This is a genomic window from Nitrososphaera sp. (assembly GCA_039938515.1).
Classification (GTDB): Archaea; Thermoproteota; Nitrososphaeria; order Nitrososphaerales; family Nitrososphaeraceae; genus Nitrososphaera.
In genome coordinates, this window is the sequence record JBDUUL010000019.1 from 36,419 (window position 1) to 62,596 (window position 26,178).

Annotated in this window: 28 protein-coding genes and 1 tRNA gene; 8 read left to right on the top strand and 21 right to left on the bottom strand. The window is 48.6% G+C overall.

Annotation, left to right across the window (positions count from 1 at the left end):
• Positions 1 to 131 precede the first annotated feature (131 nt).
• Complete coding sequence (locus ABI361_11085; GenBank protein ID MEO9321208.1) at positions 132 to 569, top strand: SRPBCC domain-containing protein; 438 nt, start codon at positions 132 to 134, stop codon at positions 567 to 569.
• A gap of 3 nt (positions 570 to 572) precedes the next feature.
• Here the strand turns inward: ABI361_11085 and ABI361_11090 are convergent, their stop codons facing one another.
• Complete coding sequence (locus tag ABI361_11090) at positions 573 to 1,616, bottom strand: NAD-dependent formate dehydrogenase (GenBank protein ID MEO9321209.1); 1,044 nt, start codon at positions 1,614 to 1,616, stop codon at positions 573 to 575.
• A 359-nt stretch (positions 1,617 to 1,975) separates the two neighbouring features.
• Positions 1,976 to 3,091 carry a beta-propeller fold lactonase family protein gene (locus tag ABI361_11095; protein ID MEO9321210.1) on the bottom strand — a complete coding sequence of 372 codons (1,116 nt, stop codon included), beginning with the start codon at positions 3,089 to 3,091 and terminating at the stop codon, positions 1,976 to 1,978.
• A gap of 226 nt (positions 3,092 to 3,317) precedes the next feature.
• On the opposite strand from ABI361_11095, the gene ABI361_11100 reads away from it, so the two are divergent.
• Positions 3,318 to 3,650 (top strand): hypothetical protein, encoded by a 333-nt coding sequence (locus ABI361_11100; protein MEO9321211.1) that lies wholly within the window; start codon positions 3,318 to 3,320, stop codon positions 3,648 to 3,650.
• Positions 3,651 to 3,725: 75 nt separating this feature from the next.
• Here ABI361_11100 and ABI361_11105 read toward each other — a convergent pair whose 3' ends face one another.
• The 6 genes from ABI361_11105 to ABI361_11130 all read right to left on the bottom strand — a co-directional run bounded on the left by ABI361_11105 (position 3,726) and on the right by ABI361_11130 (position 8,952).
• The gene (locus tag ABI361_11105; protein MEO9321212.1) at positions 3,726 to 4,220 is read right to left on the bottom strand and encodes a hypothetical protein; all 495 of its coding nucleotides are present in this window, start codon (positions 4,218 to 4,220) and stop codon (positions 3,726 to 3,728) included.
• A gap of 226 nt (positions 4,221 to 4,446) precedes the next feature.
• On the bottom strand, positions 4,447 to 4,935 hold the full coding sequence (locus ABI361_11110) for a hypothetical protein (GenBank protein ID MEO9321213.1): 489 nt from the start codon (positions 4,933 to 4,935) through the stop codon (positions 4,447 to 4,449).
• A 375-nt stretch (positions 4,936 to 5,310) separates the two neighbouring features.
• Positions 5,311 to 5,790, bottom strand: coding sequence for a hypothetical protein (locus ABI361_11115; protein MEO9321214.1), 480 nt, complete (start codon positions 5,788 to 5,790; stop codon positions 5,311 to 5,313).
• A 38-nt stretch (positions 5,791 to 5,828) separates the two neighbouring features.
• Positions 5,829 to 7,472 (bottom strand): hypothetical protein, encoded by a 1,644-nt coding sequence (locus ABI361_11120; GenBank protein ID MEO9321215.1) that lies wholly within the window; start codon positions 7,470 to 7,472, stop codon positions 5,829 to 5,831.
• 15 nt (positions 7,473 to 7,487) lie between these two features.
• Complete coding sequence (locus tag ABI361_11125; protein MEO9321216.1) at positions 7,488 to 8,270, bottom strand: hypothetical protein; 783 nt, start codon at positions 8,268 to 8,270, stop codon at positions 7,488 to 7,490.
• 253 nt (positions 8,271 to 8,523) lie between these two features.
• Complete coding sequence (locus tag ABI361_11130; protein ID MEO9321217.1) at positions 8,524 to 8,952, bottom strand: hypothetical protein; 429 nt, start codon at positions 8,950 to 8,952, stop codon at positions 8,524 to 8,526.
• 288 nt (positions 8,953 to 9,240) lie between these two features.
• Between ABI361_11130 and ABI361_11135 the strand changes: the two genes are divergently transcribed.
• The 3 genes from ABI361_11135 to ABI361_11145 all read left to right on the top strand — a co-directional run bounded on the left by ABI361_11135 (position 9,241) and on the right by ABI361_11145 (position 13,204).
• Positions 9,241 to 10,695: a hypothetical protein gene (locus tag ABI361_11135; GenBank protein MEO9321218.1), complete on the top strand. Its 1,455-nt coding sequence runs from the start codon at positions 9,241 to 9,243 to the stop codon at positions 10,693 to 10,695.
• Positions 10,696 to 10,906: 211 nt separating this feature from the next.
• Positions 10,907 to 11,872 carry a hypothetical protein gene (locus tag ABI361_11140; protein MEO9321219.1) on the top strand — a complete coding sequence of 322 codons (966 nt, stop codon included), beginning with the start codon at positions 10,907 to 10,909 and terminating at the stop codon, positions 11,870 to 11,872.
• A 165-nt stretch (positions 11,873 to 12,037) separates the two neighbouring features.
• Positions 12,038 to 13,204, top strand: coding sequence for a hypothetical protein (locus tag ABI361_11145; protein MEO9321220.1), 1,167 nt, complete (start codon positions 12,038 to 12,040; stop codon positions 13,202 to 13,204).
• 47 nt (positions 13,205 to 13,251) lie between these two features.
• Here the strand turns inward: ABI361_11145 and ABI361_11150 are convergent, their stop codons facing one another.
• Both ABI361_11150 and ABI361_11155 read right to left on the bottom strand, forming a co-directional pair.
• Positions 13,252 to 13,833, bottom strand: a complete 582-nt coding sequence (locus ABI361_11150; GenBank protein ID MEO9321221.1) for a hypothetical protein — start codon at positions 13,831 to 13,833, stop codon at positions 13,252 to 13,254.
• Between the two features lie 4 nt (positions 13,834 to 13,837).
• Positions 13,838 to 14,455 (bottom strand): hypothetical protein, encoded by a 618-nt coding sequence (locus tag ABI361_11155; GenBank protein ID MEO9321222.1) that lies wholly within the window; start codon positions 14,453 to 14,455, stop codon positions 13,838 to 13,840.
• Positions 14,456 to 14,732: 277 nt separating this feature from the next.
• Between ABI361_11155 and ABI361_11160 the strand changes: the two genes are divergently transcribed.
• Positions 14,733 to 15,422, top strand: a complete 690-nt coding sequence (locus ABI361_11160) for a hypothetical protein (GenBank protein ID MEO9321223.1) — start codon at positions 14,733 to 14,735, stop codon at positions 15,420 to 15,422.
• 580 nt (positions 15,423 to 16,002) lie between these two features.
• Here ABI361_11160 and ABI361_11165 read toward each other — a convergent pair.
• Entirely contained in the window at positions 16,003 to 16,323 is a 321-nt protein-coding gene (locus tag ABI361_11165; protein ID MEO9321224.1) for a hypothetical protein, read from the bottom strand.
• 227 nt (positions 16,324 to 16,550) lie between these two features.
• Here ABI361_11165 and ABI361_11170 point away from each other — a divergent pair, with 227 nt between their 5' ends.
• The gene (locus tag ABI361_11170) at positions 16,551 to 17,135 is read left to right on the top strand and encodes a hypothetical protein (protein MEO9321225.1); all 585 of its coding nucleotides are present in this window, start codon (positions 16,551 to 16,553) and stop codon (positions 17,133 to 17,135) included.
• Between the two features lie 157 nt (positions 17,136 to 17,292).
• Here ABI361_11170 and ABI361_11175 read toward each other — a convergent pair whose 3' ends face one another.
• On the bottom strand, positions 17,293 to 18,738 hold the full coding sequence (locus ABI361_11175; GenBank protein MEO9321226.1) for a hypothetical protein: 1,446 nt from the start codon (positions 18,736 to 18,738) through the stop codon (positions 17,293 to 17,295).
• A 223-nt stretch (positions 18,739 to 18,961) separates the two neighbouring features.
• On the opposite strand from ABI361_11175, the gene ABI361_11180 reads away from it, so the two are divergent.
• Complete coding sequence (locus ABI361_11180) at positions 18,962 to 19,603, top strand: hypothetical protein (protein MEO9321227.1); 642 nt, start codon at positions 18,962 to 18,964, stop codon at positions 19,601 to 19,603.
• Positions 19,604 to 19,733: 130 nt separating this feature from the next.
• On the opposite strand, the gene ABI361_11185 is transcribed toward ABI361_11180, so the two are convergent.
• The 9 genes from ABI361_11185 to ABI361_11225 all read right to left on the bottom strand — a co-directional run bounded on the left by ABI361_11185 (position 19,734) and on the right by ABI361_11225 (position 26,178).
• Positions 19,734 to 20,198: an SRPBCC family protein gene (locus ABI361_11185; GenBank protein ID MEO9321228.1), complete on the bottom strand. Its 465-nt coding sequence runs from the start codon at positions 20,196 to 20,198 to the stop codon at positions 19,734 to 19,736.
• Positions 20,199 to 20,420: 222 nt separating this feature from the next.
• Positions 20,421 to 20,525: transfer RNA gene (locus tag ABI361_11190), tRNA-Ser, on the bottom strand.
• A gap of 278 nt (positions 20,526 to 20,803) precedes the next feature.
• On the bottom strand, positions 20,804 to 21,883 hold the full coding sequence (locus ABI361_11195) for an RNA-guided pseudouridylation complex pseudouridine synthase subunit Cbf5 (protein ID MEO9321229.1): 1,080 nt from the start codon (positions 21,881 to 21,883) through the stop codon (positions 20,804 to 20,806).
• The gene (locus ABI361_11200) at positions 21,884 to 22,549 is read right to left on the bottom strand and encodes a cytidylate kinase family protein (GenBank protein MEO9321230.1); all 666 of its coding nucleotides are present in this window, start codon (positions 22,547 to 22,549) and stop codon (positions 21,884 to 21,886) included.
• A 9-nt stretch (positions 22,550 to 22,558) separates the two neighbouring features.
• Positions 22,559 to 23,161 (bottom strand): EMC3/TMCO1 family protein, encoded by a 603-nt coding sequence (locus tag ABI361_11205; GenBank protein MEO9321231.1) that lies wholly within the window; start codon positions 23,159 to 23,161, stop codon positions 22,559 to 22,561.
• Between the two features lies 1 nt (position 23,162).
• Complete coding sequence (locus tag ABI361_11210) at positions 23,163 to 23,789, bottom strand: adenylate kinase (GenBank protein MEO9321232.1); 627 nt, start codon at positions 23,787 to 23,789, stop codon at positions 23,163 to 23,165.
• Positions 23,776 to 25,218 (bottom strand): preprotein translocase subunit SecY, encoded by a 1,443-nt coding sequence (gene secY, locus ABI361_11215; GenBank protein MEO9321233.1) that lies wholly within the window; start codon positions 25,216 to 25,218, stop codon positions 23,776 to 23,778. The genes ABI361_11210 and secY overlap by 14 nt, the downstream gene beginning before the upstream one ends.
• Positions 25,196 to 25,636: an uL15 family ribosomal protein gene (locus tag ABI361_11220; GenBank protein ID MEO9321234.1), complete on the bottom strand. Its 441-nt coding sequence runs from the start codon at positions 25,634 to 25,636 to the stop codon at positions 25,196 to 25,198. Before ABI361_11220 ends, secY begins: the two co-directional genes overlap by 23 nt.
• A gap of 83 nt (positions 25,637 to 25,719) precedes the next feature.
• A complete protein-coding gene (locus tag ABI361_11225) occupies positions 25,720 to 26,178 on the bottom strand; it encodes a 50S ribosomal protein L30 (protein MEO9321235.1) in 459 nt (152 codons plus the stop codon).

Genomic DNA, 26,178 nt, shown 5'->3' on the forward strand with positions numbered 1-26,178 from the left:
CCAAGCCTAATAAGCCGTTTTTTGAGTGTGACAGCAGAATCATCTAGAAGTATCAGATCTGCGGTTCCGTCTATGCATTTCTAGAATCTGCAGATATCTATTTTAGCACATCTCCTGCAAAGATTCCGGACATGTCAAGAACGTTCGTCGCGGAGCAGTCGTACTACTTCAAGTCGCCGCCGGGAAAAGTGTTTGATTCGCTTACAGAGCCGGGGCTGCTTGTCAAGTGGTTTCTCTCCAAAGCAAAGTTGGACAAAAAAAGTGGCGGTGCATACCAGTTTGACTGGATTGGCGGCTACCACATGGAAGGCAAGGTGAAGGAGTTTGAAGAGGGCAAGAGGGTGACGTTTTCAAGGCATGACAAGATACCTAGCGGCGAGATGGTCGAGACCAGCGCGTCGTTTCAGGTTGAAAAAAAGGGCAGCGGGTCGATCCTGAGCCTGCGGCACTCTGGCTTTAGAGACCCCGAACACCTTGCGGAATGCTCGTCGAGGTGGGCGTACTATCTGACCAATCTAAAGTCGGTCCTTGAGTACGGCCACGACCTCCGGTCCGAATACGACTGGTAGAATCTATTTGAAAGCGTAGCTGTAACTCGGGCTTACAACCCTGCCGCCGTCGACTATTAGGTACTCGCGCTCTATCGGCTTTCCGGAGAGGAACCGATCGATGCAGTCCCGCACCCCGTCGGCGTACCTCTTTTGCGCCTCAAGCGTCGTGCCAGAGTAATGGGGAACCATCGCGTGGTTGGGCATGTGCCGCCAGGGGTGGCTGGACGGCGCAGGTTGCGGATACCAGACATCGCCGGCGTAACCCGCAAGGTGTCCTTTCTCAAGCGCCTCGACCAGCGCGGCGGTATCGACAATTTTCCCTCTGGCAGTGTTTACAAGGTAGGCGCCCTTTTTCATGCGAAACAGCACGTCGCGGCTAAACAGGCCGTCTGTTTCAGGGGTAAGCGGAGTGTTTATCGTAATGACGTCGGACCGCTCGATAATCTGGTCCAGCGGCGCGTACCTCGCGCCCAGGATTACTTCCTCCGCGGTCGTCAGCCGCCTGTTATCGTAATAAAACATTGTAACATCAAAGGCCTTTAGCCTGGCGCATACTCGCTGGCCGATCCTGCCGGTCCCGACGATCCCGACGGTCTTGCCTTCCAAGTCGTGCGCATTGGACGCTATTTCGGCAATGTCCCACCTTCCCTCAAGCACCTGCTTGTACGCGGGAATGTAGTTTCGTACTAGTGCAAGTATGTGCATTACAACCTGCTCTGCGACGCTGACAACGTTGCTGCCGGTGATTTCTGCGACAGTGATTCCCCGGCGGGCCGCTGCCGCTAGGTCGATGTGGTCGGAGCCGATTCCTGCGGTGAGCACGAGTCTGAGCTTGGGGGCCTTTGCGATGCGCTCCTGCGTGACGTATGCAGGCCAGAAGGGCGTGGTAATGAGAATGTCAGTATCGGGAAGATTCTTTTCAAGCTCTGTGTCCTTGTCTGTCAGGACCACAAGCTCGTGTCCCTTGTTCTTTAGAAAGTCACGGAGTCCCAAGGCATTTTCGGCACTTCCTAGCAGTTCGGGGTTGCGCTGCGCCGCTGCGCCACCAGAGTAGAGCACCGCCACTATTTTCAAGCATAGAGTATGCGACCAAGGTAAGAGATAAGCGCTTTGGTTGCAGTTACCCCGCGCCAGTGTACCTAACTATAAAGTCATGGGCCAGCCTTGCTGCATACGTGCTTTGAGAAATCCCTGTTGAATATGCCAAGGGGCTTTTCGCCGTCGGTAATCCGGTATATTGGCTTGTTGCACTGGTTACAGTTCTCATGGAACCGAGTCATGCCCATTCTCGGGCAATTCGATTTTAATCCTTCATCTAGTAATCTTGTACTACACTATGATAGAATGTGTTCCGCTTTCAGCCTTAGCGTAAATTGCCGCAAACATTTCTCTATTGTTAACTCGGGAGTACAAAAAAAGGGAGGTTAGTTGGCAGCGGCCAAACCAACTATTCCTTTCACGCTGCCGACCGTCTGAATCAGGCCGAGGGTCCCGTCAGAGTGTACCTTGAACGCCTGGATCTCGCTTGTGCCCGAGTCCACAACATACAGGTACTTGCTGCCGTGGCTCAGTGCCATGTCCGTGGGAGCAGCGTCCGTGCTTGCACTCAGTCCCTGCAACAGGCTGAGCGATCCATTGCCCGCGATAGAGTAGCTTGAGATGGTGTTGCTGTGGGCATTGGTGGTAAATGCAATCTTGTCGTCTGAGGTGATGACTACCCAGCAGGCCGCCGCATAGCCGTCAGTGACCGAGCCGCTAATCGTAGTTAGCGCGCCGGATTTGGACACCGAGTATGATGAGAGAGCTCCACTGACAGCCTCGCTTACTACAATGTGACCCCTGTTGTCAACTGCAAATCCAAACGGAGTAATGCCACGAGACGTGTTCAGTACTGGACCTGACGCAACACCCTTCGGGTCGACGGTGTAAGTGTCGATTGTGTTTGTCGACTTTTCAGTCACTATGAGAAGGTTACCCTGTGGATTGAAGGATATCTGGGCAGCTGCTGCTACTCCAGAGAGCGGCTTGATAGAATGCGGGATTGCGAAGAGCTTGCCTGACTCAAGGTGGTAGCCTGCAATGTTGCCTGCTGAGGTTGTGCCGTTGTCTAGCACGTAAACTACGTTACCACTTGCCGTGATGCTGATTGGCCTGATGCCGTTCGAGCTGACCTTGTCTGTTAGCGTAAGCGACAGCGCCGGGTTCTTGGTCAACTTGAAGACAGAGATTTCGTTGCTGCCTGCATTAACAGCTAAAAGCCAGTGGCCGTTGTCAGCAGTTGTAATCGAACCCTGACTTCCCAGTCCCGCACCTGTGCCTGACCCGCCGGTTGGAAATGTTCCTGCGATGCTGATGCTGCCGTTCGCTGCCCTGTCGTATGCGACGATGCTGTTGCCTGACGCAGAGTTTGTCATGGTAAACACGGCGCCTGCTGCCGCGCTATTGCTTGTCTCAGCTGCAGCAAACCGCCCTGTGCCTGAAACAACCAGGGACAGCAAAGCTGCCGCAAAGACCACGGATAGAAAACGCATCTTGTTCATTTCAAGCGAGCATCCTTCGCCTTTGTTATTACCATTTATCCAAATTCATTCCAGATCTCGGAAATCAGTCCAAAAAAGCGGGGGCAATGACTGTCGTAGGAGTGCATTTCTTTGGGCGAGCACATTGGCTGAATCGGCAGTCCGAAAAGTAGATAATTCATCAGTGTCATGTCTGGGCATTACCCACTAGATTCTAAATACTTGGAGCCACGATGCTTCGTCCGGTTTGGCTTACAGGATTCTAAGCGAGGAGCAAAAAAGGTACCTTGGCGAGCAGCTCGCGTTGGCAGTGCTGGACAAGGAGGCTCCGAATCCAGCTGACCTTGAGCGGGCGGCCCTGATTTTTTACGATGTCAGCCGGTTTGGATACATTTTAGTAGACGACGTGGTGCGAGAAATGCTTGCAAAGTCCGGCAGGCGCTATTCCGATGCAATGCTTATTCTGCTGGCGGATATGGCAAATGCGATTTCGTCGCTTGCGTCCGCGCTCAACAATCAGGGGATTCTCAGAAAGCGCATGGCAAAAGAGGACCTCGAGTCGCTCTCGCTCTCGGCGTAACAATTTCTAGGCAATCGCTCCGGATAAGCCTGAGCCTAGGCGCAAAAACGCGCATAATTGGGAAGAGCATATGCCTCAGTAAACACATCTGGTGTTCCTTAGGTAATCTAGAACCTGTCCATCAGTGGCAGGCTGCTCAACATGAACCCATTTGTACGCATTTGATGGTGATGGCTCAGTGCAGGTAGCGTTCATACTTACCAGCTTGGCATATGGATAATTCTGTATGTTGTCATATGTCTCGTCATACGTTACAAAAAGGTCCAGCCTGCGAACTGTTTCTTTGAATCCGTCGCCATTTGTATCGACTGACTTTCGAACAATATAGTCAAACGTAATGGTCTTGTCGCCTCTTGAAAAGCCATAAGTCGTAGCGTTGGAAGGGTATTTTGAAAAGAGAAGCTTTACCTCAGGGAGCTTGTTGGGAGTGTTAAATTCAAGCAGTTGACCTGAACCGGGAGGAGTGCCCTCTGAGAGTATGTATGAATAGAAATACCAGACGGATGCAATCAAGATGACGCCAACTGCCAGTCCCACAACGACGGGCAGAGTTAGGTGGTTCTTTTGCATCAGCCTTGACCAATACTATTCTAGCAGTAATTGAAACTATCGAACGGTGTCTGTAGCGAGTTAACAGCGAACTGTTCATACCTCAATGACCAGACAAGATTAAGCCCTGCAACTCAGCTCACAAAACTTATGGACAACCGAATTGCCATGCCTGTTTCGACACATTTTTCACTTGGCTGTCGATTCACGGAGTTTGATTTTCGGGCTTCAGGACTCAAATACCTCATCACGGGTCTTGCGGAAGAACAGTCGAGATGTCAAAGGCGGCTTTCGTAGTAATGTCGCAGCTGAGGTCAAGATTGTAATTAGCAGATTCAGATGTAATGTTAATCCTGCCAGCCGAGCAGTAGTAATGCGAGTACTCTATCCAGTACTGAAGCAGAACCAGGTACGTCTTGTTGTTTTGCAGGTGAGTCTTGTAGTGAGGTATGGCATTCTCGTCTGAGAAGTTGTAGACAGTATCAGCGCGTGTATAGTTCTTGGCTGACTCGTCAACAAAATATACAAAAGCTGTCTTGAGCGGCCGCGTGACATCTGGTCGCATTGATGGCGTCTGAGTCAAACTGTGCGTCAATATTGCGTCGCCTTCAATGGTAATGTTTGTTGGCAAACTTTTAGCGTTGGACGTGGTGTTGTTCTGGGCGGCAGCATAATAGGCCACAACAACTCCAAAAACGGCAGCAATGGAAAAACCGATAACTGCTTGTGCTTTCAACTGTAGGCGTTAGTTTCGGCTAGGTAATTACTTTTGTAGTCCAGTCGAGCAAGAATCCTTGGACGGACCTGAAACGCATCTGTTTTATCTCTATCAGGAAGCATAGAAGATGGCAAGGACGGCATTCGTCGCTCATTGTCGAGCATGCCTGAGGACTAGAAATTTTAAGAGTACAAGCAATCGTAAAGTTATGCCCCGCATCATGAAATGCACATGCGGCAGTAGAGAAATGGTAGAGCCAAGGTACGGTGATACGGACTTCCAGTACACAGGGCGCAGGAAATGCAGTAATTGTGGCAAGCGCGGCGAGTGGAAGATACTGTCTGAAGAAGAAGCAAAATTGGACTAGCCTGCAGCCACAGAGTCACAGAACCGTCAAAGCATGTATGCCCCAACAATCTCTACAACGGCAGAACCTGCATCAATTGGGATTCGTACAACTGTCCATGCTCTAGTATGATTCCATGTGACGGGCGTGTCAATATCATCTACGAACGCTGTCAGTGCACTGCTGTCGCTACTTCTTGGCGGGCATTTCGAGCAAGCAGGACTAATGAGCGCGTCCAATGTTGAATTTGGAAGGTACAGTATCAGCGTAGTTGCATTTGGTGCTTCGATGTTCACTCTAAGTCCCTGCCCGCCCGGGATTGCCGTCATGTTTACTACTTTAGCAACCCTGTCTTCAAACTGGTAGTGCATTGAGTAGCTATTGTTATCGATGGTTAAATCGTACGTCTGAAATTGATCCTTGGTAGAAATCGAAGAAGGAACCTGTAGCTGATGCACTGCGAATAATGCCAGCAAGCAAATGCCCGCAGCGAGTCCCGCAACGGCCGGTACTGCTAAACCTGGCATGTCTTACCAGCTGTTTTTCACAAGTAATTCAATGTTATCTAATTCTGATACGTCCCAATAATCGTGACCGAGCTTTGATATGCTTCAATTGGTATTGCAAGTATCCTGTACTTGTCAGGCATTTCGTTGATTCCAAGTTCCCTTGACCATTGGCTGTCTTTGCTCGATGGGTATTCAGTAAAGTTCTCAAGCACCCTACTATCGACTGCTACTTGGAAATGCTCGTCTCTATTGAGTGGAGTTTTCGAATCCAGCAGCTGCCTTGGTATTGCAATTTCAAGCGTTCCGCTTTCTAATGGGTTGATGGATATTTCCAGAGCTTTGGATACAGAGGCATTATCAAAGGTGATGTTTTGTATTGTTCCATGGAACTTTAATGGAATTTGATAGGTGTTGCCGCCTACCTCAAGCGTATACGAGCAAACTTGTCCAATTTGGCAGCTGACCTGATTGGTTGAATTGATTGTCAGATTGCTAGCAAGAGTCCATCCTTTCTGTTTCAGTAACGCCTCATGAGATAGCTTTACACAATATGGTTTTCCGTGCGTATCTAGAAACAATGCATATTGAGAAGCGGCTAACTCCTTTTGTGGGCAGATGACATCAGTTGGAGATACTCCTGCCTTTAGTTGTTGCAATGGGCTAATGGAGCCATCGTGCCTCGTTGGTACGTTCGGAACGACTGTTCGGGATATGCAGCTGTCAGGTACGCTATCGCCATGGAATGCCATCTCGCTTGGATAAGAAGTCCAAGCCAGCCCCACGGTTGAGGAGCTGTTTACTGGCAGCGAAATAACGTCAAAGCAATCCGTCGTTGTAATGACGCTGGCATCAAAAGGGGTGTCTACACCATTGACAAAGAATGCAAGCTGGTCTTGAACTGATGCTCCAGGGACATTGGTTAATGGATAAATTCGAGGGACCATTACGTCGAGAGTGCCATTATTTGAGTTGCCTATTCGGGCTGAAATACTACCCCCTTTAAAGTCAAACCTGTCTATTGTTGAATTCACGCCCCTATAGTATATCTTGAAAACCTGATCAGGTTTGTCTGTGTATAGAAACTGACCAACGCTATAGATAATGTTCCAATTTTTTTGCAAACTAAATCGCTCGTAAAATTGTGGCGAGGTGGTATCAGATAACAAAATCCTAAAGTCATCAATGGTTAATACTTGTATGCGAAGAGTAAAGTTTCCGCCGCTAGTTCCAATGGAGCAATGTCGAATATTGATCAAGCCACCAGGTTCGGCTAGCCAATCAGAAATGAAAGGATTCTGCATACCTGTAACTTGTGGCTGCATGCAATTTCCATCACTAGGCATTTCAGGATGCGTAAGGTTGAGCAACAATACTCCGCTCTCTGTTGAAAAATAATTGTCAAGCAATGTCTGATCGCCGCTCGGAGTTACTCGGTCAAGCGTCAATCGAAATGTTGCGCCATGTATAGTTTGATTTGTCTTTGAGTCGTAAAGGCGAATCTTCATTATCGTATCTTCATTGGGGCTATCTGAAACTGCTACAGGCGTTACCCAGAAGTCAATCGCAGCCGTTCGATTGCCCACAGTTCCATATGGAATAGAACGCGATTGTGCGTGGGCTGTAATCATTGGGGTGGAAAGTAGCAAAGTCAATGAAATTAATGCGAAAGTGAGTAATGACACTGGCGAGGCCTGCATCATGAATCGTTCATCATTTCAAGTGAACGAATTATGCTGTCGGTGTGATATAACTGCAAATACACCTACGATTGCAATTGCCATAACCACTATCGATATTCCAAATTCAGGCACCATATTAGTCCCTATTATCTGAATAGTGCTCACCCCAGAAGGATAATCGAACGATACGACTCTGGTATACCTGCCACATGTTTCGCTACCTATATGATGCACAAAGGCCGGATTGTTTGTTATGTTAGTAATAAATTGAATGTCATCGCCGCCAGCCTGCCAAGCAACAGAGCTGTCACCAGATTCGCTACAGCCAATTTGGTTTGTGGCTGAATGATTTGCATTAAAAATAGCGCGCGGAAATTCCACAGAGAACAACCTTTCTTGGTCGCTGGAATTATCGTAATAATCTTTGATTGTGACGGTAACTGTTTTAGTTGAGGTATTGGCGGTCATGTTCTCAATAGTTCCATTGTCCAAAAAGCCATAGCGTATCGGATATGTTTGATTTGCGATCGTTAGGTTGTATACGTGAGTAAGTCCGGCTTGAGGTATCGGCAATCCAAGTAAATGCAGTGGATGACAATCTGCTGAAATAGCACCGCCGGGGCGGATAAACGCCGTCACATTTTCAGGGTTAAGCCTATCTTTTGGTAGGCTGCACACAAAATTAGACTGAATTATGCCAAATTGAGGAATGTAATACCTGTCTTCAAGCATATTGCAATTTCCCTGGCTGTCAAAGCCTGTAATGTTGTATGTTATCCATTTCATATTTGTGGAATCATCAGGACGTGTCAGATTCATGTATGTAGGCCGACATGATTTGAGAAGGTCTGCGCATCCAGAATCCTGGCATCTAGGAACATCAGCTTGTGCCTGACGAGAGATGGTTCCTGCTTGAGCTAGGATTAGCGTTAGCACGAGAAAAAGGAAAAGTACTTTATGCTGCACTTTCTCCTAGCACGATAATACTTCGGCCAGATTAACCTTATTCACCAATGCTCCATTACGAACATCTCGAACGCCTTTGTTGACAAGAGTTGAGTTTCAAAAACACTCATGTTTGAGGAGCAAAACAGCCACTTGCGAAAGCGTCTATCATGCTTACATTTGACAAGGCTGCATTCAAGGTCATGCCGCCAACTCCGCATCCTATTTCCAAGGTCAGAGGATGAAGAGATTGTCCTAATACTGAAATGTAGAGGCGATGGGAACCAGATTCAATCATTGTAGGAGTATCGACCTGTCTATCTATTGCATATGTAACGCTTGTCATAGGCGTCCCATAGTCATATCTGTCTACACTGACAATTGCATCAGGGTACTTGTTCATGAAATACTTGACTTCTGGAACATTGCTGTACCGTGCAATCAATTCTTTGTCAGACAGCAGATTGTCTGAGCGAACAAATTCAGAGAATATTGCGATGGTAGCAATTCCCAAAGCCAGGCCAACTAATATGGGAATCACAGAGCCTGATTGCACAGTTGCGATTTCAAGAGAGGATGCAATTGAACTTTACGCTCATAAAATAAGTCAGTGTTTCGCCAGCCAAAATCAAGGCTCAATACGAGATTCGATTGCCTCAATGAGGAAAGTGGCAGTTAAGCAAAGCCTATATCTCAAGGCAACTGAATTGCTAATACGCACTTTCTGGTCTGCTTGCTGATATTCGCTTTGCTACTGGAGTGTTTACAAACGTCTGCGAGTTTCGCTGATCAACCCAGCAGCAATGTTTGGAATGTTGGCAAAGGCGTAGGTATTGGCACCTTTGTGAAATACCATGTCGTAGTTAGAGGCATCGGAGACATAGACGCCAAACAAATCAACCCATCGATAAATGACGTTTTTAACATAACGCTTCACTTCAAGAGTTTTGATAGCAAATACGGTGCATGGACGGTATCAGTAGACGAAGAAAACGTCTCTTCTGACCAAGACCAGGGCTTCCCACCACGAAACCTCAATGATACAATCTATCTTGCAGATCAAAACATGTCCATTTTTGCAGACAAGGACTCGCCGTATAGTGTTCTCAACCGGCAGTCCTTTGCCGTTCCAAATATCTATGGTGATGCGCTTGGTGCAGTGATAATTTGGTTTTCAAAACCCGCAAAAGACATTTCTGCGGACAGTTCGGTATGTGCCTACCAGTCTTGTGATTGGCGATACCATGTAATTGGAATAGAGAACACGACAACTCCTGCAGGTACTTTTTCCAACACTACAGTGCTTGCACTTTACGGACCAAACCAAATTGGCAAGTTCACTAGCACTGCCTATATCGACAAGGACTCTCCGTTTCCAATTAAAGGCTCAATACTTTCGCGGTCAGGTTGCGGCATAAACATAGGACAAGTGAATGGCACGTGCTCTGCAAATATTTCAGATTATGAGCTGATTGGATATCGAAATATCGCCAGTAATGGTAGTGAGCTGACTACCAAGAGCATTACTTGGAATGACCACAGCTATGAAATACGATACTCCATGGTCAATGGAACGGTATCATCTGCAAATGCCACTAGAGGAAATCTGCACCTATTCCTTAACGATACTGGTCAAGGAGCAGGTCTGCTGACGCTTGAATTACCCTTGCACCTTGTAAAACCACTGCTTGGAAACGGTAGCGATTCAGAATCCGTGGGAGAGCAACTTGCAGTCTTTGTCTACGACATAGACACAACTAACTTTGTAACAGAATCGACATGCGACACTCTGACAATAAAGATACCCACAGACTTGGGATCGGGTCAGGTCACCGTCGTTGGTTCTGATGGCATAATGGGTGAATATCCAGCACCAGCTCCTACTGACGTGGCAAACGTATCTCCTACATTGCAGGTCGATAACAAACAGTTTAGGCTTAATACTTTGACAAATGCAGATAGCTGCAGCTTTTCTTTGGACACTGGTACGAAGACTCTGCACGTTGCCATCCGAAATCCTGCCTTTAAATCTGGATATATGAAAATCACGCTGCCCCATGAGCTCCTTGGAGGTAACTATACGGTGCTTGCAGATGGCGAACCTTTTAGCAATTACACTATTCTCGCCGATAATTCAAATCGCACAACAATCGTGACATGGTATAGCCCAAAAGTGGCGTCACTCGATATAGTTGGTACATCCGTTGTTCCAGAGTTTCCATCAATACAAGCGGGATTTGCATCGTTAGCGGCTATTTTTAGTGTCATTATTGGTGTGCGAAGAACACGCCATTCCTAATGACTATGATGATTCGACTGGCTTTCAACCGGTAAAGATAGCATTCCGAACAGCTTGAATCTCTCAAGTAAATATTCTTAATAATTGGAATTGGCTTGCCAAAACCACGCCTTTCATTTCTTGTGCGAAGCTGGTCTTAGCCTCCTGCGTGACATTAGTTCTGCTTTGTCTGCCTGCTTATGGCTTTGCGCAGTCAAGGCTCAACTCTCCATTGGAAATTCAACCTCCACTTCAAGTTGCGTCGCCGGATGGTGATTACAAAGTTGTACTGAACTGGACGCCTGTTATCATACGATCAGCCAGCAACGTTACCTTCTCTATTGCCTTTGAAAAAACCAATGGCACAGCCCTGTCAAACGTCACCTATGACTTTGAAGTCAAGGCACAACAAGAACCGATAGTACAAAAGAGAAACATTTCAGCCTATGCTATTTCTGAGCAGCAATTGAGACTACCGAATATTGGGCTACAACCTTTGCAGGTCGGCATTTATGTTATATCTATCAACGGGATGCCCGTTGACCACAGTCAAACGTCTTCTTTCAATTTGTACATGATTCCAACAGACACTGAGATGCGGCAATGCAGTTCACTTGGTATTGTTGAAGATAACTGTAACATCGAGCATGTGGCATTTTTCTCGTCTACCAATCAACCTGTGTTTATCCTAAAGACGCAAGGTGGCAAAGTCCCTCTAGACGTAGGTGTTGAGCCAATCTGGGGCAGCGATGGCAACGTACAATTCAAAATCAACTTTTCTCCATTGCAACAAAACAATGCGCTTACTCCGTCTGTTCACTATGACCTCAAGATATTCAGAGACAATGGAACCGCTGTTTCAGCTGAACCTGTCTACGATTATGTGAGGACACTTATGATAAACTGTCCTCCTGTAGGATACTTTTGTTCCTTTGCCGTTGCACACAATGGGACAACTATAGTTCCAGACGTGTCTTCTAATTTGCCGCTAAAACTTGACGCAGGCAACTACAGGCTCAGAATTGAGGTGTACAGCGTATATGCCAATCAATCAGACGATCCTAATAGTCCTGCAGTTGTGGAAATGCCAATACAGGTTACGCCAGAATATCCATTTGCACAGGCAAGTATTGGAGTGCTGGCGGTTGCCTTTGGTGCAATTGTTGGTCTTGGACGAAAGACGCATTCTTTCAGATGACCGCAAGGCTTCGACTGGCTATCAAGTGGAAAGAATAGCAGCTGGATAAAACCTATATCTTAATGCAGATGCATTCGTCGTACGAATATCATACTTTATCTCACGATACTTTGCTGCTTTGCATTCTTGCTATCTCTGCCCTCAACATGTATTGCCCAAAAGCCGTTGAGTTCAAACAACACTAATCCAGACAATACTTGGTATTTCGGTAAGGGAATCAAGCCCCACAGTTACTTGCTCTACAAGTACGGAAGCTATTCTGTTGACAACAATGGAACAATGACCCTTGGTTCCAGTGAGTATTACTTTGCGGTGTACTATGACCACTTCGATAATTTGACAAGCTCTTGGAGCGGCAAGGTAATTACAAACCAAGTAAGCCCAACATCGATTAACAATTTCACCTTGGTTCCCCGTCGGGCTATCGGCGATACTAATCTTGTTTACAACTACCATGAGAATGCTGCTGGCTCGTTGACTAAGCGGCAGGAAGCCCTAGATCAAGCTGCAAGAAACTACAACTTTGGCGTACATATGCTGTACGAGTACGCTCCTTATCCCAGGAGCCTTTCTGACAGCAACTGGTCTTCAGTAGACCACCCGGCATCTTATGCCAAACTGAACGGAACCAAGATGGTGACCGTAGAAGCTGGAACATTCAACTGCACTGAATTGGACGTAAAGGATGGATACTGGGAGGACAACAAGGCATGGATAAACAAAGACCTGCCGTTGCCCGTCAAGGGCTCGTCTTATACGAGCTCTAACGGTACATCTCATCATTACGTCAAATACTATTCAACTTATCGTCTCGCGGCAATAGGCAACAACATGCCAACGGTGGCGGAGTTTCCACCAAAGACGGCTACTATGGTTTATTCCATGAATGGTCAAGTGCCAGTAGACGTGTCAGTCATGCCAATCTGGACGCAAGGGGGCAATGTACGATTTAACCTCACCTTTTTCCAAAAGGGGACGTCTATGCCACAGGCAGCAAACTATGATCTGTGGATTCTAAATCAAACGGGCAAGGTGGTTTACAAGGAAACAAGCTACGGGGTTTATACTGTGCCACCAGAATTGCAAGTCTCAAAGGGTGCAACTTCTCAAACAACGGTACCCGACGATCCGACAAGAAATATCCATCTTGAAAATGGAAACTATGTTGTCAGAGTGATAGTAGTCGGTGTTGATAATAATCCCATTGACACGGAGAGCGTAGATTTTCCAATGCAGGTGACACCGGAATTGCCATCAATGCAAACAGGGATTGCAGCATTGACAGTTGCCTTGGGCGTAATTATCAGTCTTCGAAGAATACGCCAATCGTAGCGGCTGCGCGCTGCTGGTTATCTCATGCAATGATAATATTCGCTGGCTTAGTAGCTATCAACTGTTATTATCTGGGATTTTCCCAAATCTGCAAAGCTGGTATTTGCATACAATGTATGGTAAACAGGCTCGGTAAAATTACTTACACCGGAAGGACGATATGACACCGTGTAAGGAGCAGCCTGTACCTGTATGTGTACAAAGTCGCCCGGAGTGAGCCGAGCGGTATTGAACAATTGTATATGCTGAGACGGCGGCAACTCCGCCCAGCCTTCGGTGCTGTCCGCTGCAAAGCAATCGCCGCTTTGTTCGTCGCAAACCCGATATCCAATTATCGATATTGTACGCGGCGACGCTACGAAAAGTGTATACATTGACACGTGACACGGAGAGAAAGGACAGGAGACAGGTGCTCTTAGCACATACTCGACCTTGGCGCTAATCTGAAGAGGATTAGCGGCAGACCAAGGGGCATCTCGCAATATGTCTGTAGCCTGCTGCTGAGGCGAAGGATAAGTAGTAGTCAAAAGGACCCAGACTGGCAGGATTATTCCAATTGCGATGGCGGTGCCAGCTAGTATCCATATTGTTTGCCTGCTCATGTCGCGTTCAGGTGCTGAATCTGACATGAATTCACTTGTACCACTGCGGGTCTGTAGGCAAACAGTCATAGTTCTTCAGTTCTTGAATGGCTGCAGTATCATAGCCGTTGTACGGCTCATTCGCATAGGAATGAGTTGCTCCTCCTCCCCCTATACTTCCAAATGAGCCTTGACTTATGCAATCATAGTCCGAGCTAACAGGCTGCCAAACTCCACCAGTATGGTTAACTCGAACGGAGAGGATCAGAGTCATAGAGAGACGCATCCGCTCATAATTTGAGGCTGTCACATTCCCAGTGCTGTTGTCAAATGGAATGCCACTAGGATTGAGAATGCCGCCTGTCTTGATGTCATGATATGCGATATAGGGTACATACTCCTCAAATCCAACTGTCGACGAGCCATTAGTACTCTGATTGTAGATAAGCGAACCGCTTGCTAAGCTGACATTTGCCTTTGGATAAAGGTAGAGAAATGCCCTTGCAATCGAAGTAGTCTTGGCACCATCGATAGCCGTTTCATTAGCCGGATTTGTAAAAGAGCCAAGAACTTGGATATTTGATGCAGGCGGTAAGACTGGGGCTAGTATGGCAAATACTACAATGAATGCAATGCCGGTTGCCAGACCCGTGACCACCGCAGCAGTCAAGGCGTTACCCTGAAGCACAGTTGTGATTTGAAGAGAAGTTCAAAATGAATTTTATGTTCGTGCAAAGTCCCGGTCGTGACTTCAATGACTTACTAGTGGCAATAAGGTCTAAGCAAAGCCTATATCTCAAGGCAACTGAAATGCTGATACGCACTTTCTGGTCTGCTTGCTGATATTCGCTTTGCTAGTGGGGTGTTTTCAAACGTCTGCGAGTTATGCTGATCAACCCAGCAGCAATGTTTGGTATGTTGGCAAAGGCATCAAGCCCAACACTTACTTGCTTTACAAGTTCGGGAGCTATTCTATCAATATTAATGGGACCGTAAGCTCGGACACTTCCAAAGACTACTATCTGGCAGTATACTTTGACCACTTCGACAACTCCACAGACTCTTGGAATGGCAAAGTTCTTACAAATCAGGTAAACCCGATTTCAATAAACAACTTCACGTTTTCTCCCCAGAAAGTGAATGGCTGGTATGTCGCCTATAACTATAATGCTCCCTGCATTGATTGCATAACACCACAAGAGGCTGCCCTAGACGAGGCTGCAAGAGTCTTTGGCTACCTTCAGCGATTTGGAGATTTCTTTCCATACCCCGGTAAGAGCCTAAGCACTAATTCAGTCACCTCGACAATTAGTCCTTTGAGTACTGCTATAATCAACGGAACGCGATTGATTACAGTCGAGGCTGGAACCTTCAATTGCACGGAATTGGAAGGTGAAGGCTCTACAGCATGGATAAACCATGAACTGCCGTTTCCAGTCAAGGGTTCGTCTTTTAATGGAGAATCATATTCGTCGGCTACAAAACAAGGATTCATGTATTACACCTCATACCGTCTTGTGGCTATGGGTAACAATTTTCCGACAGTGCCAGAATTCCCGTTTATGCCAGCAAGTATCGGAGTCTTGGCGGTTGCCTTTGGTGTTATTATTGGTCTGCGAAGAATGCATCAGCCTTAGCAACTGCCGGGAAATTTCGTTACTTTCGAGAGAGATGGCTGCTGGCTACGGACACAAAAAGTTTGCTAAGCTGTCCACATGATAAGAAGTCGATTCTCCCCGACATACCGCTCAATATTGGAGATATCAATGTGCGCCGCAAGCCATACGAGCTCTACGCACTAATTGTAAAGGCAGTGCAAATTGCCCCTGAACTAAAGATTATTCAAGGTAACGAGGAAGCACTCAAACTGAGAATTTCCATTCTAAACAAAGATTTGTCCGAGTCATCTTATGATATTGCAATAAAGTTCAAAGGTAATTACTCGATCGCAAGGATGACACCATTAAATTTGGGCGACTGGAATCGCATCTCGGCTCACAGGAAAGCTTTGGTAACTGCGCTAACTAGATACAGCTTGTATTAGACTTTGACATTGATAACGCCAATTTTCAATTATGCAAGCCAGTCTTGCTACCTTCCTAACGGTCATTGGTTCGGCCATTGTTCTTGCACGCAAGAGAACTCGCAGTTAACCTGCGAGGAAATCAGAAGGAACTTGTAATTTAGAATATCCTTGCGCTTGGATTTTGATTCATACTACGGCTGACCTGTGACCACCAGATTTACTCCTTGTGGCTCCGCCAATAACGTCGGCAGCCTGTTATCGGATACAATGAACTGAAGAATGGTATAATTGCCTGTTTTTTGAGGTGTCCATTGATCGCCAACCCAAACGCTCTGGAGAGCTGGAATTTGCACATTCAAAGTCCTGATTGAATCAGGGTAGCCATCTTTATCAAATACTGTCGTAACGACTGTACTATTTACCTGCTTGGCAAATGTATTGTCTATCGGCGTTTCTAGGTACTGTTTCTGACCAACAGGTATCTTGCCCATAAGCGCACTGTCTTCGAGCACCTCAAGCCTGTGGGATATTAACGGAAAATTGCCTTGAGAGAACAGCAAAGTCATATGCAGCAGGATTGCTGATGTTGTAGCAAGCATGGCAACTCAGTTCCGAACGAGGCAGAAGAATGTAGTGCTCAAATCGTCCTTGGAGGCGTGAGACCAAAGTTATAGCAGAATTTCGCGAACCTGGCTCGCCAAAAATATTGGTTATATCTCCTCGTCTTGATTGGAACTTGTTGCGGACAATTCTCTATCGGACAATCGTCGCCGTTTTCCTTTTAGTCTCTTGGGTTTTCGTCACCTGCGATGGCGCGTCATTCATTGTATTTCCGACCGCTTATGGCGCTGTTCCGGACAAGTTCACCTCATTTGTGCTGCACTCATCGGATAACCAGAATTATGTGATTAGCGGCAGAACTGACTGCAGCGACCTTATGGCAAACTACACAAGCGGATTTACTGTTAGCCCCCAAGACCGGTCTATTGAAATTCATTTCAAGGGTCGGAATGGAGATAATTATCCCGGATGTGTAATCGAGCTCGCACTTCCTCGCTCCCTTATCGACAATTTAACCTACATCGATATCGACGCGTCAGATTACCGCGTGGGTGCCCATATCGTAAAGTCTTCTGTTAACGCGACACACACTGTTGTCAGTTTTAATGCGTCCGACAGTGACCATCACGACATTATTATGACAGGGATGATGGTAGTCCCTGAATTTGGCGGAAAGCTGATAGCCCCTCTGAGCATAGCTTTGGCAGTATTAATGCCGCTTGTGATTAAGCAGCGTTTCCGAATCAAGAATGGCAAAATGTGAATACTGCATCTTCCAACACCGATTGTGGAGAGGAGGATGCACTGAGTGGTATTGAAATGTCATATCGATAAGAAAATTGCGGTCTCTAAAGTGAGCGGATCATGACACTTTGTGGGAGGAAAGGCATCACTCGTGAAGGTTACAGCACCGATTGCAGTCATCTGAAGGAACGCGGCTTTCGTCCAAGACCAATAATTACACCAAAGGCAACCGCAAGTACTCCAGTACCAATTTGAGCAAATTGAAATTCAGGGACCGGTTCAATCTTGGCAGAGTCGCCGACCCGCCAGTCTGACACAAAGTGAGGAGCTGTGCTATCAGAAAATAGTTGTCTCGCATAGTCTACAGTGAGTATCGTAATCTCGGCGTGATACCTGCCGGGCTTCAAGAGTTCATTGCTTTTGAGTGCGATTGGCAAGGCAGTAGCTTGATTGTCCTCGGACGAATAGTTGGCGGCAAATGCATCGTTAAAGGGATCTTCCTTTGCATAAACCAGGGCAAGCCCCTTTGTGGAGAGCTCTGCTGAACCGCAATGGGCATTAGTCCTGTTGCTCTCGAGACAGTTCACGTCATTCGGATTGGGTCTGCCAATATCAAGGACAAGGCTTCCAGCTCTTGACAGAAAAACATCGTCCAGAATAAATCTCGCGCCGGACTGATTATCGTAGGTTCTTGTGATGTTTATCACGTACGTAACCCACATTGCAGTAGAGTTTGTTTTCAGGTCCCTTAGGTTGAAAATCAGTCTCAGTCCATTGTCACTCTGAACGCCCACCGAGTCTCTGTCGTCAGATGACTTGGCATTGTAATTGCTAGCGTTAAACTCCAAGTCAAAGACTCTATTGCCAATTGCAAGGGGCGGGTACTCCAGATTTGAGAGTGTATGCCCGTATGCAAGAAGTTCAAACTCATAGGCATCGTAATTACCACATCCGCCTCCGCCGGTAGCTGCGTGGCAAGCCGAAGCTCCCGTGAACCTTCCGTTTACAGGGTACGGCAAGTTCCTGTCAATGTAGGCATAGAAGGTCTCGTTGCCAGCTTTCAGCTTTTCGACGTTTACGTTAAATGAGCCGGCCGTCGTAATGACATTTTCTTGCCCAAGGCCAGCATAAGAGAATGCACAGTGAGGGCACCCGGCAGTTGTATTTGCATAAAGATCTCTGCCTGGTTTTCCAAACCATTCATTTGCATAACCTATCGAGCGGTAAAAGTAGTCGGAGTCTAGCGATTCATTGCGATTGGGAGAATTGGGATCACTAACGTCAGTCATGTTGCGGTCTGCAATGTACAGTGTATCGCCAGGAGCAAGCAGCATCTTGGTAGCATCGTCCTGAACGTTAATCAAGACTGTCCATACATGTGTAGAATTGTCAAAGTCCCTTACGTAAATATTCATCGTGACGTTTGCCACCGATAGAGGAGCAGTTTTGTTAGAAACAGTGCTGCCATAGTGTGTATGAATTATGCTATATGAAAAAAAGTCGCCGGCTGTCAAGCCTTTGCCGACATACCAGTGGTTATCGGAACTGGCGGTGGGCGTTTGTTGAGCAAAAACCTCGTTGGGAGAAATAAACAGGCTGACAAAAATGCCGAGGACTATCAAAGGGCCTTGGAACCGCGTATGTGAATCCCATGGACTTGGGAATATAGACATTTTGAAATTAGCCAGGTCCATTGTGATAATGGTCTTGCAATGGTGGTTTGATTGGCAGTAGTTCTTCCGAAGTGTTAATTTGTATATTGGGCAAGAATATCAGAGCGACATGATATCATTGTCAAATACTCGTTGAGAGGGAAGACTCAATTCACGTGGTAAACGTTTTTAGTTGAAGATTATTACGGTGTGTCTGATGGAGAGTATAGGTCATGCCCGTGTCCCAATTCAAATAGGTCGAGAGCAGTGGCAGGAATTTGTTAAAGAGCATAACGATGATCAGAGACAATTTTTCATTGAAAGGCTAAGCAGAGAAGTGACATATACTCCGCTCACCGTTGGGGCGGTTAATGCTGTTGCCGACCTCCAAGATAATCTGGAAAAAGCGAAAAAGACAATCGCGCTGGGAGTGATTAACCCTATTGGAACGGAATTGACGGAGCTTGTCTCAACGTTAACACAAAAGGAACTTGTTCTGTTATCTCAGGCAATCTGGGATTACAGCGTGCCTTCGGATGAACTAACCAAAGAGGTTGCTAAATCTCAGGACGTTTTGATCCCGCTTACACACATGATGCAAAGAACCCGTTGGACATTAGATGACCTCACCCAGTTGTCATATGATGATTTGACTCTGTTGATTGACAGCATTAACAAGAGTGATGAAGTATTTCAATTCCTGTCGGAAAAATATGGCATGAAGCGTCCGGATTTGCTTGAACAAGAATTTACAGACTTTATAATGTCCCTTATTCCGGATTATGACAAGGCAATTAAGGAGTATGAGTCGAAGCAGCGACGCAGGCGAATATAGTACTAGCGCACTCGGCAAAAACAAAGTCGAGCCCAAAAGGAAGAAAAGGTGCTATAATTTTCACGGGTGATGCCTTTCCTCCCACAAAGTGTCATCATCCGCCAACGTTACAGAACCCTAATTACTAGTCTCAGGCTTCTGCAAGCGCTTTGAAGCCTTTCATCGTAAATCTGTGGATCCGCTTGACTGTCGTCTTGAAGATTATTGCCTTGATAAATGAAAGTGCGCCAATAGTTTCAAAGTTAGTTTGGCGGGTCAGGGTTGTAGAATCAGAAGTTTGCTCCAGAGTAAACGTGTCATGCATTTCTCGAATGTGCCTGTACAAGCCGATTGTGTCAGACGTAGCGACAAAGGTGAGACGACGCGGAGGAAGCCACTCAGTGATTCGCTGGTCAACAAAGCCTTGGTTTGTCTGGCACTGGCGATGAGCCCCTACGCCTGTTGTCTCGCCTACTATCCTGCATGTTTTCGGCGTGGGCACACCAAATTGAAAGCACCAAGGGGCTGTAGGCATATGAGCGTCGCACAGGTATTTCCAAACAATCTCCGGAGGGGCTCTGATTGCTATGCTGCTTGTGACCTGCACCTTGCCCATTAGTACGATGCTATGAACTCGTTGATTTATTTGCATTGGTAAATCTAGCAATGGACTGGAAGGACACCCAGTTTCTGTCTCCCTAATTCAACACTTTTTGCCGTCCCATCTCCCCTAATCAACGCGGGGTCAGTTTTTTAGCCGAATATTCACCAGTGTCCGCAATTTTGCTTTGTGATCCAAGTCTTAAAAGACTATACGGTACAGTACCCTCGAGATAAGCGCCGGGAGAGGGATTTGAACCCTCGGGACCCTCACGGGTCACGAGCTGGCTGGAAAACTCCAACTATTCCAGGCTCGCGCCCTTCCGGGCTAGGCGACCCCGGCACGCAGATTGCCTGAAGCCTACATACCGTATATATGTTAATTCTACAGATGGCGCATAACCTAGAAATGCCGGAAGTGCACAGCAACTGTGCTTTTGAGTACGCAGACCCTGTCCGAACTTTGCAAGGATGGGAACCATGTGGATTGTCAGGATTGCCTTTGCAGGTGCCACATCCCCGGTACCATGGAAAACCTTGCCAAAAAGATTGCCAGGCTCGACCGCAAGCGGCCGGGCATAGGCGAAAATCTTTAGCTCTTTCTCTTTCCCTTTTTTGTAACTAGTAATCGGCGTCGCTCTCGTTTTCGAGCTTTTCAAGGTTGACTGAGGAAGTCGGAAGCGGGGCAGATAGCGCCGGCCCGGCGTGGTCGCCGCGAGTCCTCCACCCTTTTGGATAGGTGCCGGGTCTCATGATTATCCTGTTCATGACCAGCGCGACTCCCTTTGTGGCCTGCTCGATTTCGTCCTTTGTCATTGCGGCCTGGCCGAGTCCGATAATCTCGCCCTTTATGGTATACACTCCCACGAGCTCGCCCCTTGCAAGGTCGGCAGGCACCGACAGGACGCCGGGCACGGCTAGCGGCGCCCCGTGGCAGATTGCGTCCACCGCGGTGTCCCTGACGACTATGGCCCGTATCAATTCAAGCGACTCCTCGACGGGCCTTATGAGCCTCCTGAGCTTTTGCTCGTCGCCGCTCTCCTTGTACCTCTGGAACGCGTCCGCGAGGTCGTGCAGCCGCACGAACCCCTGCTTGGACTCGCTAAAGTTGCTGACGCGGGTCCTGCGAAGCTCGACCATGGTTGCGCCCGGCGACAGCACCTCGCCGACGTCGTAGATTATCTTGCGGATGTAGGTGCCGGCCTCGCAGAGCACCCTCAAAAGCACGAGCCGGTCGTATTCCTCCAGGGCCTCAAACTCGTAGACGTTCCTCACGCGTGTCTGCCTCTTGACAGACGAGCGCTGTGGAGGCCTCTGGTAAATTTCGCCGGTAAACTCGGATATGGTCCTGCGCAGCTTTTCAGGCGAGACGTGGGCATGGAGCCGGGCAAGCGCATAGTACTCCTTGGGACCTATCAGCAGCACGGAAAGCGCCTTTGTGCCCTCGCCAAGGCCCATGGGAAGAAGCCCTGTCGCGCCGGGGTCCAGCGTTCCGCTGTGCCCCGCCTTTTCTATCTGGAGCATCTTTTTTACCCAGGCGACGACCTCGTGGCTGGTCGGGCCCGCGGGCTTGTCTATCAGCACAAGGCCGTAATACAGCAGGTCCTCGACCGGCCTCTGGTACGGGTAGTGGCCATGCTTGTCGTCGGTGGTGTCATCGTCCACCTTGACAAGGTTCTGCAGCTGGGGTAATGCTGACAACTATGCCGCCAGGCCTGAAACGTGATTTGTGACTATGACCTTTGAAATCTCGATGAGTTTTTCAAGCTTCAATACGTCGGTGTTTAGCATGTAGTCAAACACCTCAAGGTCCTCCCCGAACTCAAAGCCGTAGAGGTGCTTGTAGATTTTCCTGTTCTCCTCGTCGCGGAGCGACACAATGGCCCCGGCATCCGACACTCGTATGTGGTCCCTGTTTGCCATCCTCTTGGCCCGGTTCTCAGGCGAGCCTTTCAGCCAGAACTTGATTATGTTGCTCGAGACTGAATGCGCAAGGACCGTCTCGCCGGCCCTCCTCGTGCTTGACTCTGACTGCTTCTGGCCCATTGCGACGAGCCATGGCAGGGTGTAGCTTGTAATGACGACGCCTCCCTTGTGCACCAGGTCCTGCAGCTTTGTGTCGACGCTCTTGTCAAAGGAAGGGTCGGCCTCCCGCTCCTCCATGAACTTTTTTGCATCCTCGGTGTCCCACCAGTCATCCCTTGTGGCCGCGTCCCGGTAGCCCTTGTCCGCAGCCAGCATTTTCAAAATGTCGCCCCCGTTGTACATCTTTAGTTTGAACTGGTCCGCAAGGGCGCGGGCTATTGTCGTCTTGCCGACCGCGGGCCACCCCGAAATCACTATGCTAAACGTCGCTTGGCCGGGCATACGCGCACCCTAAATCGGCGACGGCATGCCGGTCTTGGTAATCTTTGCTACGACGCCGTTGAAAGCAAAAGACGTGACAAAGAACATGCCCCAGAGGTACATCTCGTTCACCTCGGTGCAGGGGCTTCCGGGTTTCCCATGCGCGTCCAGCTGGGCGTGCTTGGCCACATCGGCCTGGGTGCATGTCACAAACGGGAGCTGTACCGGAGACAGGGCAACGACTGCCCCGAATATGTTGGGAAACACGTAAAACCAGACAAGGAGCGAGGGGATAAAGTAGATCAGCATCGGCCGCATGCTCTGCTGCTGGGTCTCCAGCGTCAGCTTGTTGACGTAGGCCTGCTTCTTCTTTAATTCCTCGATTCGGGGCTTGTCCTGCTTTTTGATGGCGTCGGTGTACTGCTTGCGCCATTCCGTGGTCTCCTTCATGACCCGGTTCATTTTTTCAATGTCGGTTGTCTTTTTGCGGAGGAACGCAAAACCAAAATTCATGCCAATTGAAATCGAAATGGCGGCAAGCACAGCCGTAAGAAAGTCCGGAAACAAGGGATGGGAGGTGTAGGTCGTCTGGCCAAAGATCTGGCCAATAAGCGCGCCCAAGTCCGGGATCATTTTACTTCATCCCATCTCCGAGTATTCTGGCTATTTGCCTGGCGGCGTGCTCCACTCCGTTTTCGCTGTTCATCACTACTGCAAACGGCGCTCCTGTAAGGACAGAGCAGCTTGCTATCATTGACTTTGAAACCTCCAGGTCGCCCTGGATCTCTGCAGGGCTTGCCGAGTCGCGTTTTCTTGTCTGGTCGTTCTTTCGCCTGCCTGCAATTTCATCCGGCGTCGCTGCGACCATTATCAAATTGGTGGGCTTCATGACATTGAGCAACCGCATCGGCAAGCCGGGATAATAGCCTTCGCCGGTGCTGATAAAGAGGTGGGTATCCACTATAACGACCTCCTCGTCCATCTCTGAAATCCGCTGGGCGGCGTTTTCCTGCAGCCTCCGCTGGGTTTCCACGGGCAACCGCCGCATCTCGTCGCGGTCTTTGATGCCGAGCGTCTTTTTCGCCTCCTCAAACATCAGGGTGCCAAAGACGACGGTGCGGGACCTTTTTTTCTGGCTGAGGATCTCTGAAGCGCGGGCAATGACGGTGGTCTTGCCGACGCCCGGAATGCCGACGATGACGGCACGCTTGCTTGAGTGGATTTCGCCTGCGGGTCCTGAAATGGTGTTACTTCCTTCCAAGTAGAGCCGCCAATTTTGGCATGTAAGTGTCTACCTGCTCCTTGACCAGCGTCTGGTAATAGCTGACCATGATGTTGACCATAAGCAGCATGCCTGTGCCTGTGCCAAAGACGTTGAGGACGTCAGAGGTTGCGGCAAGGAGCCCTATAATGACACCGCTGATAATCGTTAGCGACGGTATATACCTGTTGAGCAGGTTCTCCACCGATCCTTCCGAACGCCTGAAACCTGGCACCTGCACGTCCGCGTCAAGAAGGTTCTTTGCGGCCTTGCTGGCAGAGAGGCCGCCAAGCTCCACCCAAAGCCTGGAGAAGAGAGTGACCACCGTCGTGAGGAATACCACGTAAATGGCAGCCCTTGCAGGATCTGCGGCGGTGGCTTCTAGAGACCTTGGCGCGGTTACGTAATAGAGGATGCCGCCTGTAGGCGTTGCCCTTCCTCCCTGCGGGTTTGGATCAAACGTCGCTATCCAGTTGAACGCGGGGTTCTGGTTGTTGGGATTGTAGTTCTGCCAGAGCAGCTGGCCCATAAAGACAGCATTTGCGATAAGCGCCGATGATAGTATAACGGGGATGACGGATGTGTATAGGAGCTTGATCGGGTACACGGCGGTAAAGCCCCTGTACTTTGTTGATACGATGGGAATGTCGACGTGTATCCCTTCGATATACACGAGCACGAGGATTATGGCGACGGTAACGCCGAGCGCGAACAGGCTTGGCAGCTGGCCGGTCCTAAAGATGGCGTCGCTTGCATGGCCATTCTGTGCGGCATCTATCGTGAAGGGAAGGATGCCCACAGGCCCGTCCTGAGCTGGAACGGGGCTGAAGATGCTCCACAGTATGGTCTGCGCAATGCCGGCCATGATAAACAGAGACAGGCCGGAACCTATGCCCCAGCCTTTCTGGACCATTTCGTCAAGCAGCATGACGATGATACTGGAAGAGACCAGCTGGGCTATGACAATCGGAATGATGCTGGGGGACGCGACGAGAGGGCCGTACACGGAAGCCCCGTACAGCGTTCCCTCTGCAACGATTACTATGATAGTGACTATCTTGGTCGCGGACGTAAAGAGCGACCTGTCGTCAGGGTTCTTGAAATCAAGCCGGATAAGATCAGAGCCCTTTAGCAGCTGCATGAGCAAGCCGGCCGTGACTATGGGGCCGATGCCGAGCTCCATCAGCGTTCCCTGCTGGGCTGCGAAAATTACGCGTGCAAAAGCAAGAAAGTCAAACTTGGGGTCGTTCGTGACTCCGTAGAGCGGTATCTGACCCATGACAAGGTAAGCGAGTAGCGCGATTCCTGTCCAAACAAACTTTTCTGTAAGGGATATCTTTTTCTTTGGCTTTGGGACCTGCGGGACGTAAGCAGAGACGGCCTTGATGGACCGCCTGAAAAATCCTTCACTGCTCGCCTGTGTGTTCATTTTCTGTAATGACCTCTCCGCCAGCGGACTCGATCTTTGCCTTGGCGCTTTCCGAAATTTTCTCTATCTTGACGGCAAATGCGCCGGTTACCTTGCCTCCGCCAAGCAACTTGTCATAACCAAGAGAAGTCAAGTCAAGGACCACCTTGCCGTTCTCTTCCTTGCCGTGCTTTGCAAATACGGCTTCCAGGTCCCTGACGTTTATCCAGCGCTCAACAAGATTTCGGTTGAATGAATTGAACGGGTCATGTCCGAAGTGATCAGGCTCTTCGATGACCGTCCTCATGAAAAAGTGCTTGTGCTTTCCGGCACCGCCGATGCCTCCGCGGCTGCCTGCCTGTCGGTGCTGGCCAATCTGGCCCCAGCCGCAGTACCGCGAGCCGCGCTGCCTTCGACTTTTTCTAAAACGAGTAGCCATTGATAATTATCATTACTCCCTATGGTATTGGTTGGTGAGAGTCACGTGTCGCTGCACCTTACTTAAGTCTTGCTGCATAAAAGTCACATCATCCTTTTTACAATTTCTATCAATTCTGCGTCTTCGCCAAGCACTCCGGCCTGCTGGTACTGCGTCTTGGTCTTGCGCTTAAAGCCGCCGCGCGGAGGATTCAGTGCAAACCATGGCTTGAGTCCCTCGACCTTGGACATCGTTGTCTTGCTGTCCGCAAGCGCAGATGCAAGATCATCCATGCTCTTGAATTCCTTTGGCAGATCCGTGCTTGTGAGCGGCCTGTAACCTTCCTTGCGGCCCCTCTTTTCGAGAAGCTCGCGGACCATCGCAGCGTCGGCCTTTGTCCATGCGACAATGTCCTTTACCTTGCGCAGCATGCCGAGCGACTCGGGGGTTTCGGGTACTATCGTGGCCCTGAAGCGCCTGTCAAGGTTGAGGCCGTCGAGCGTAGTCTTTGCCCAGTGCGGGATGTTTACAGTTCCTTTGATTCTAACAACTAGATACGCCAT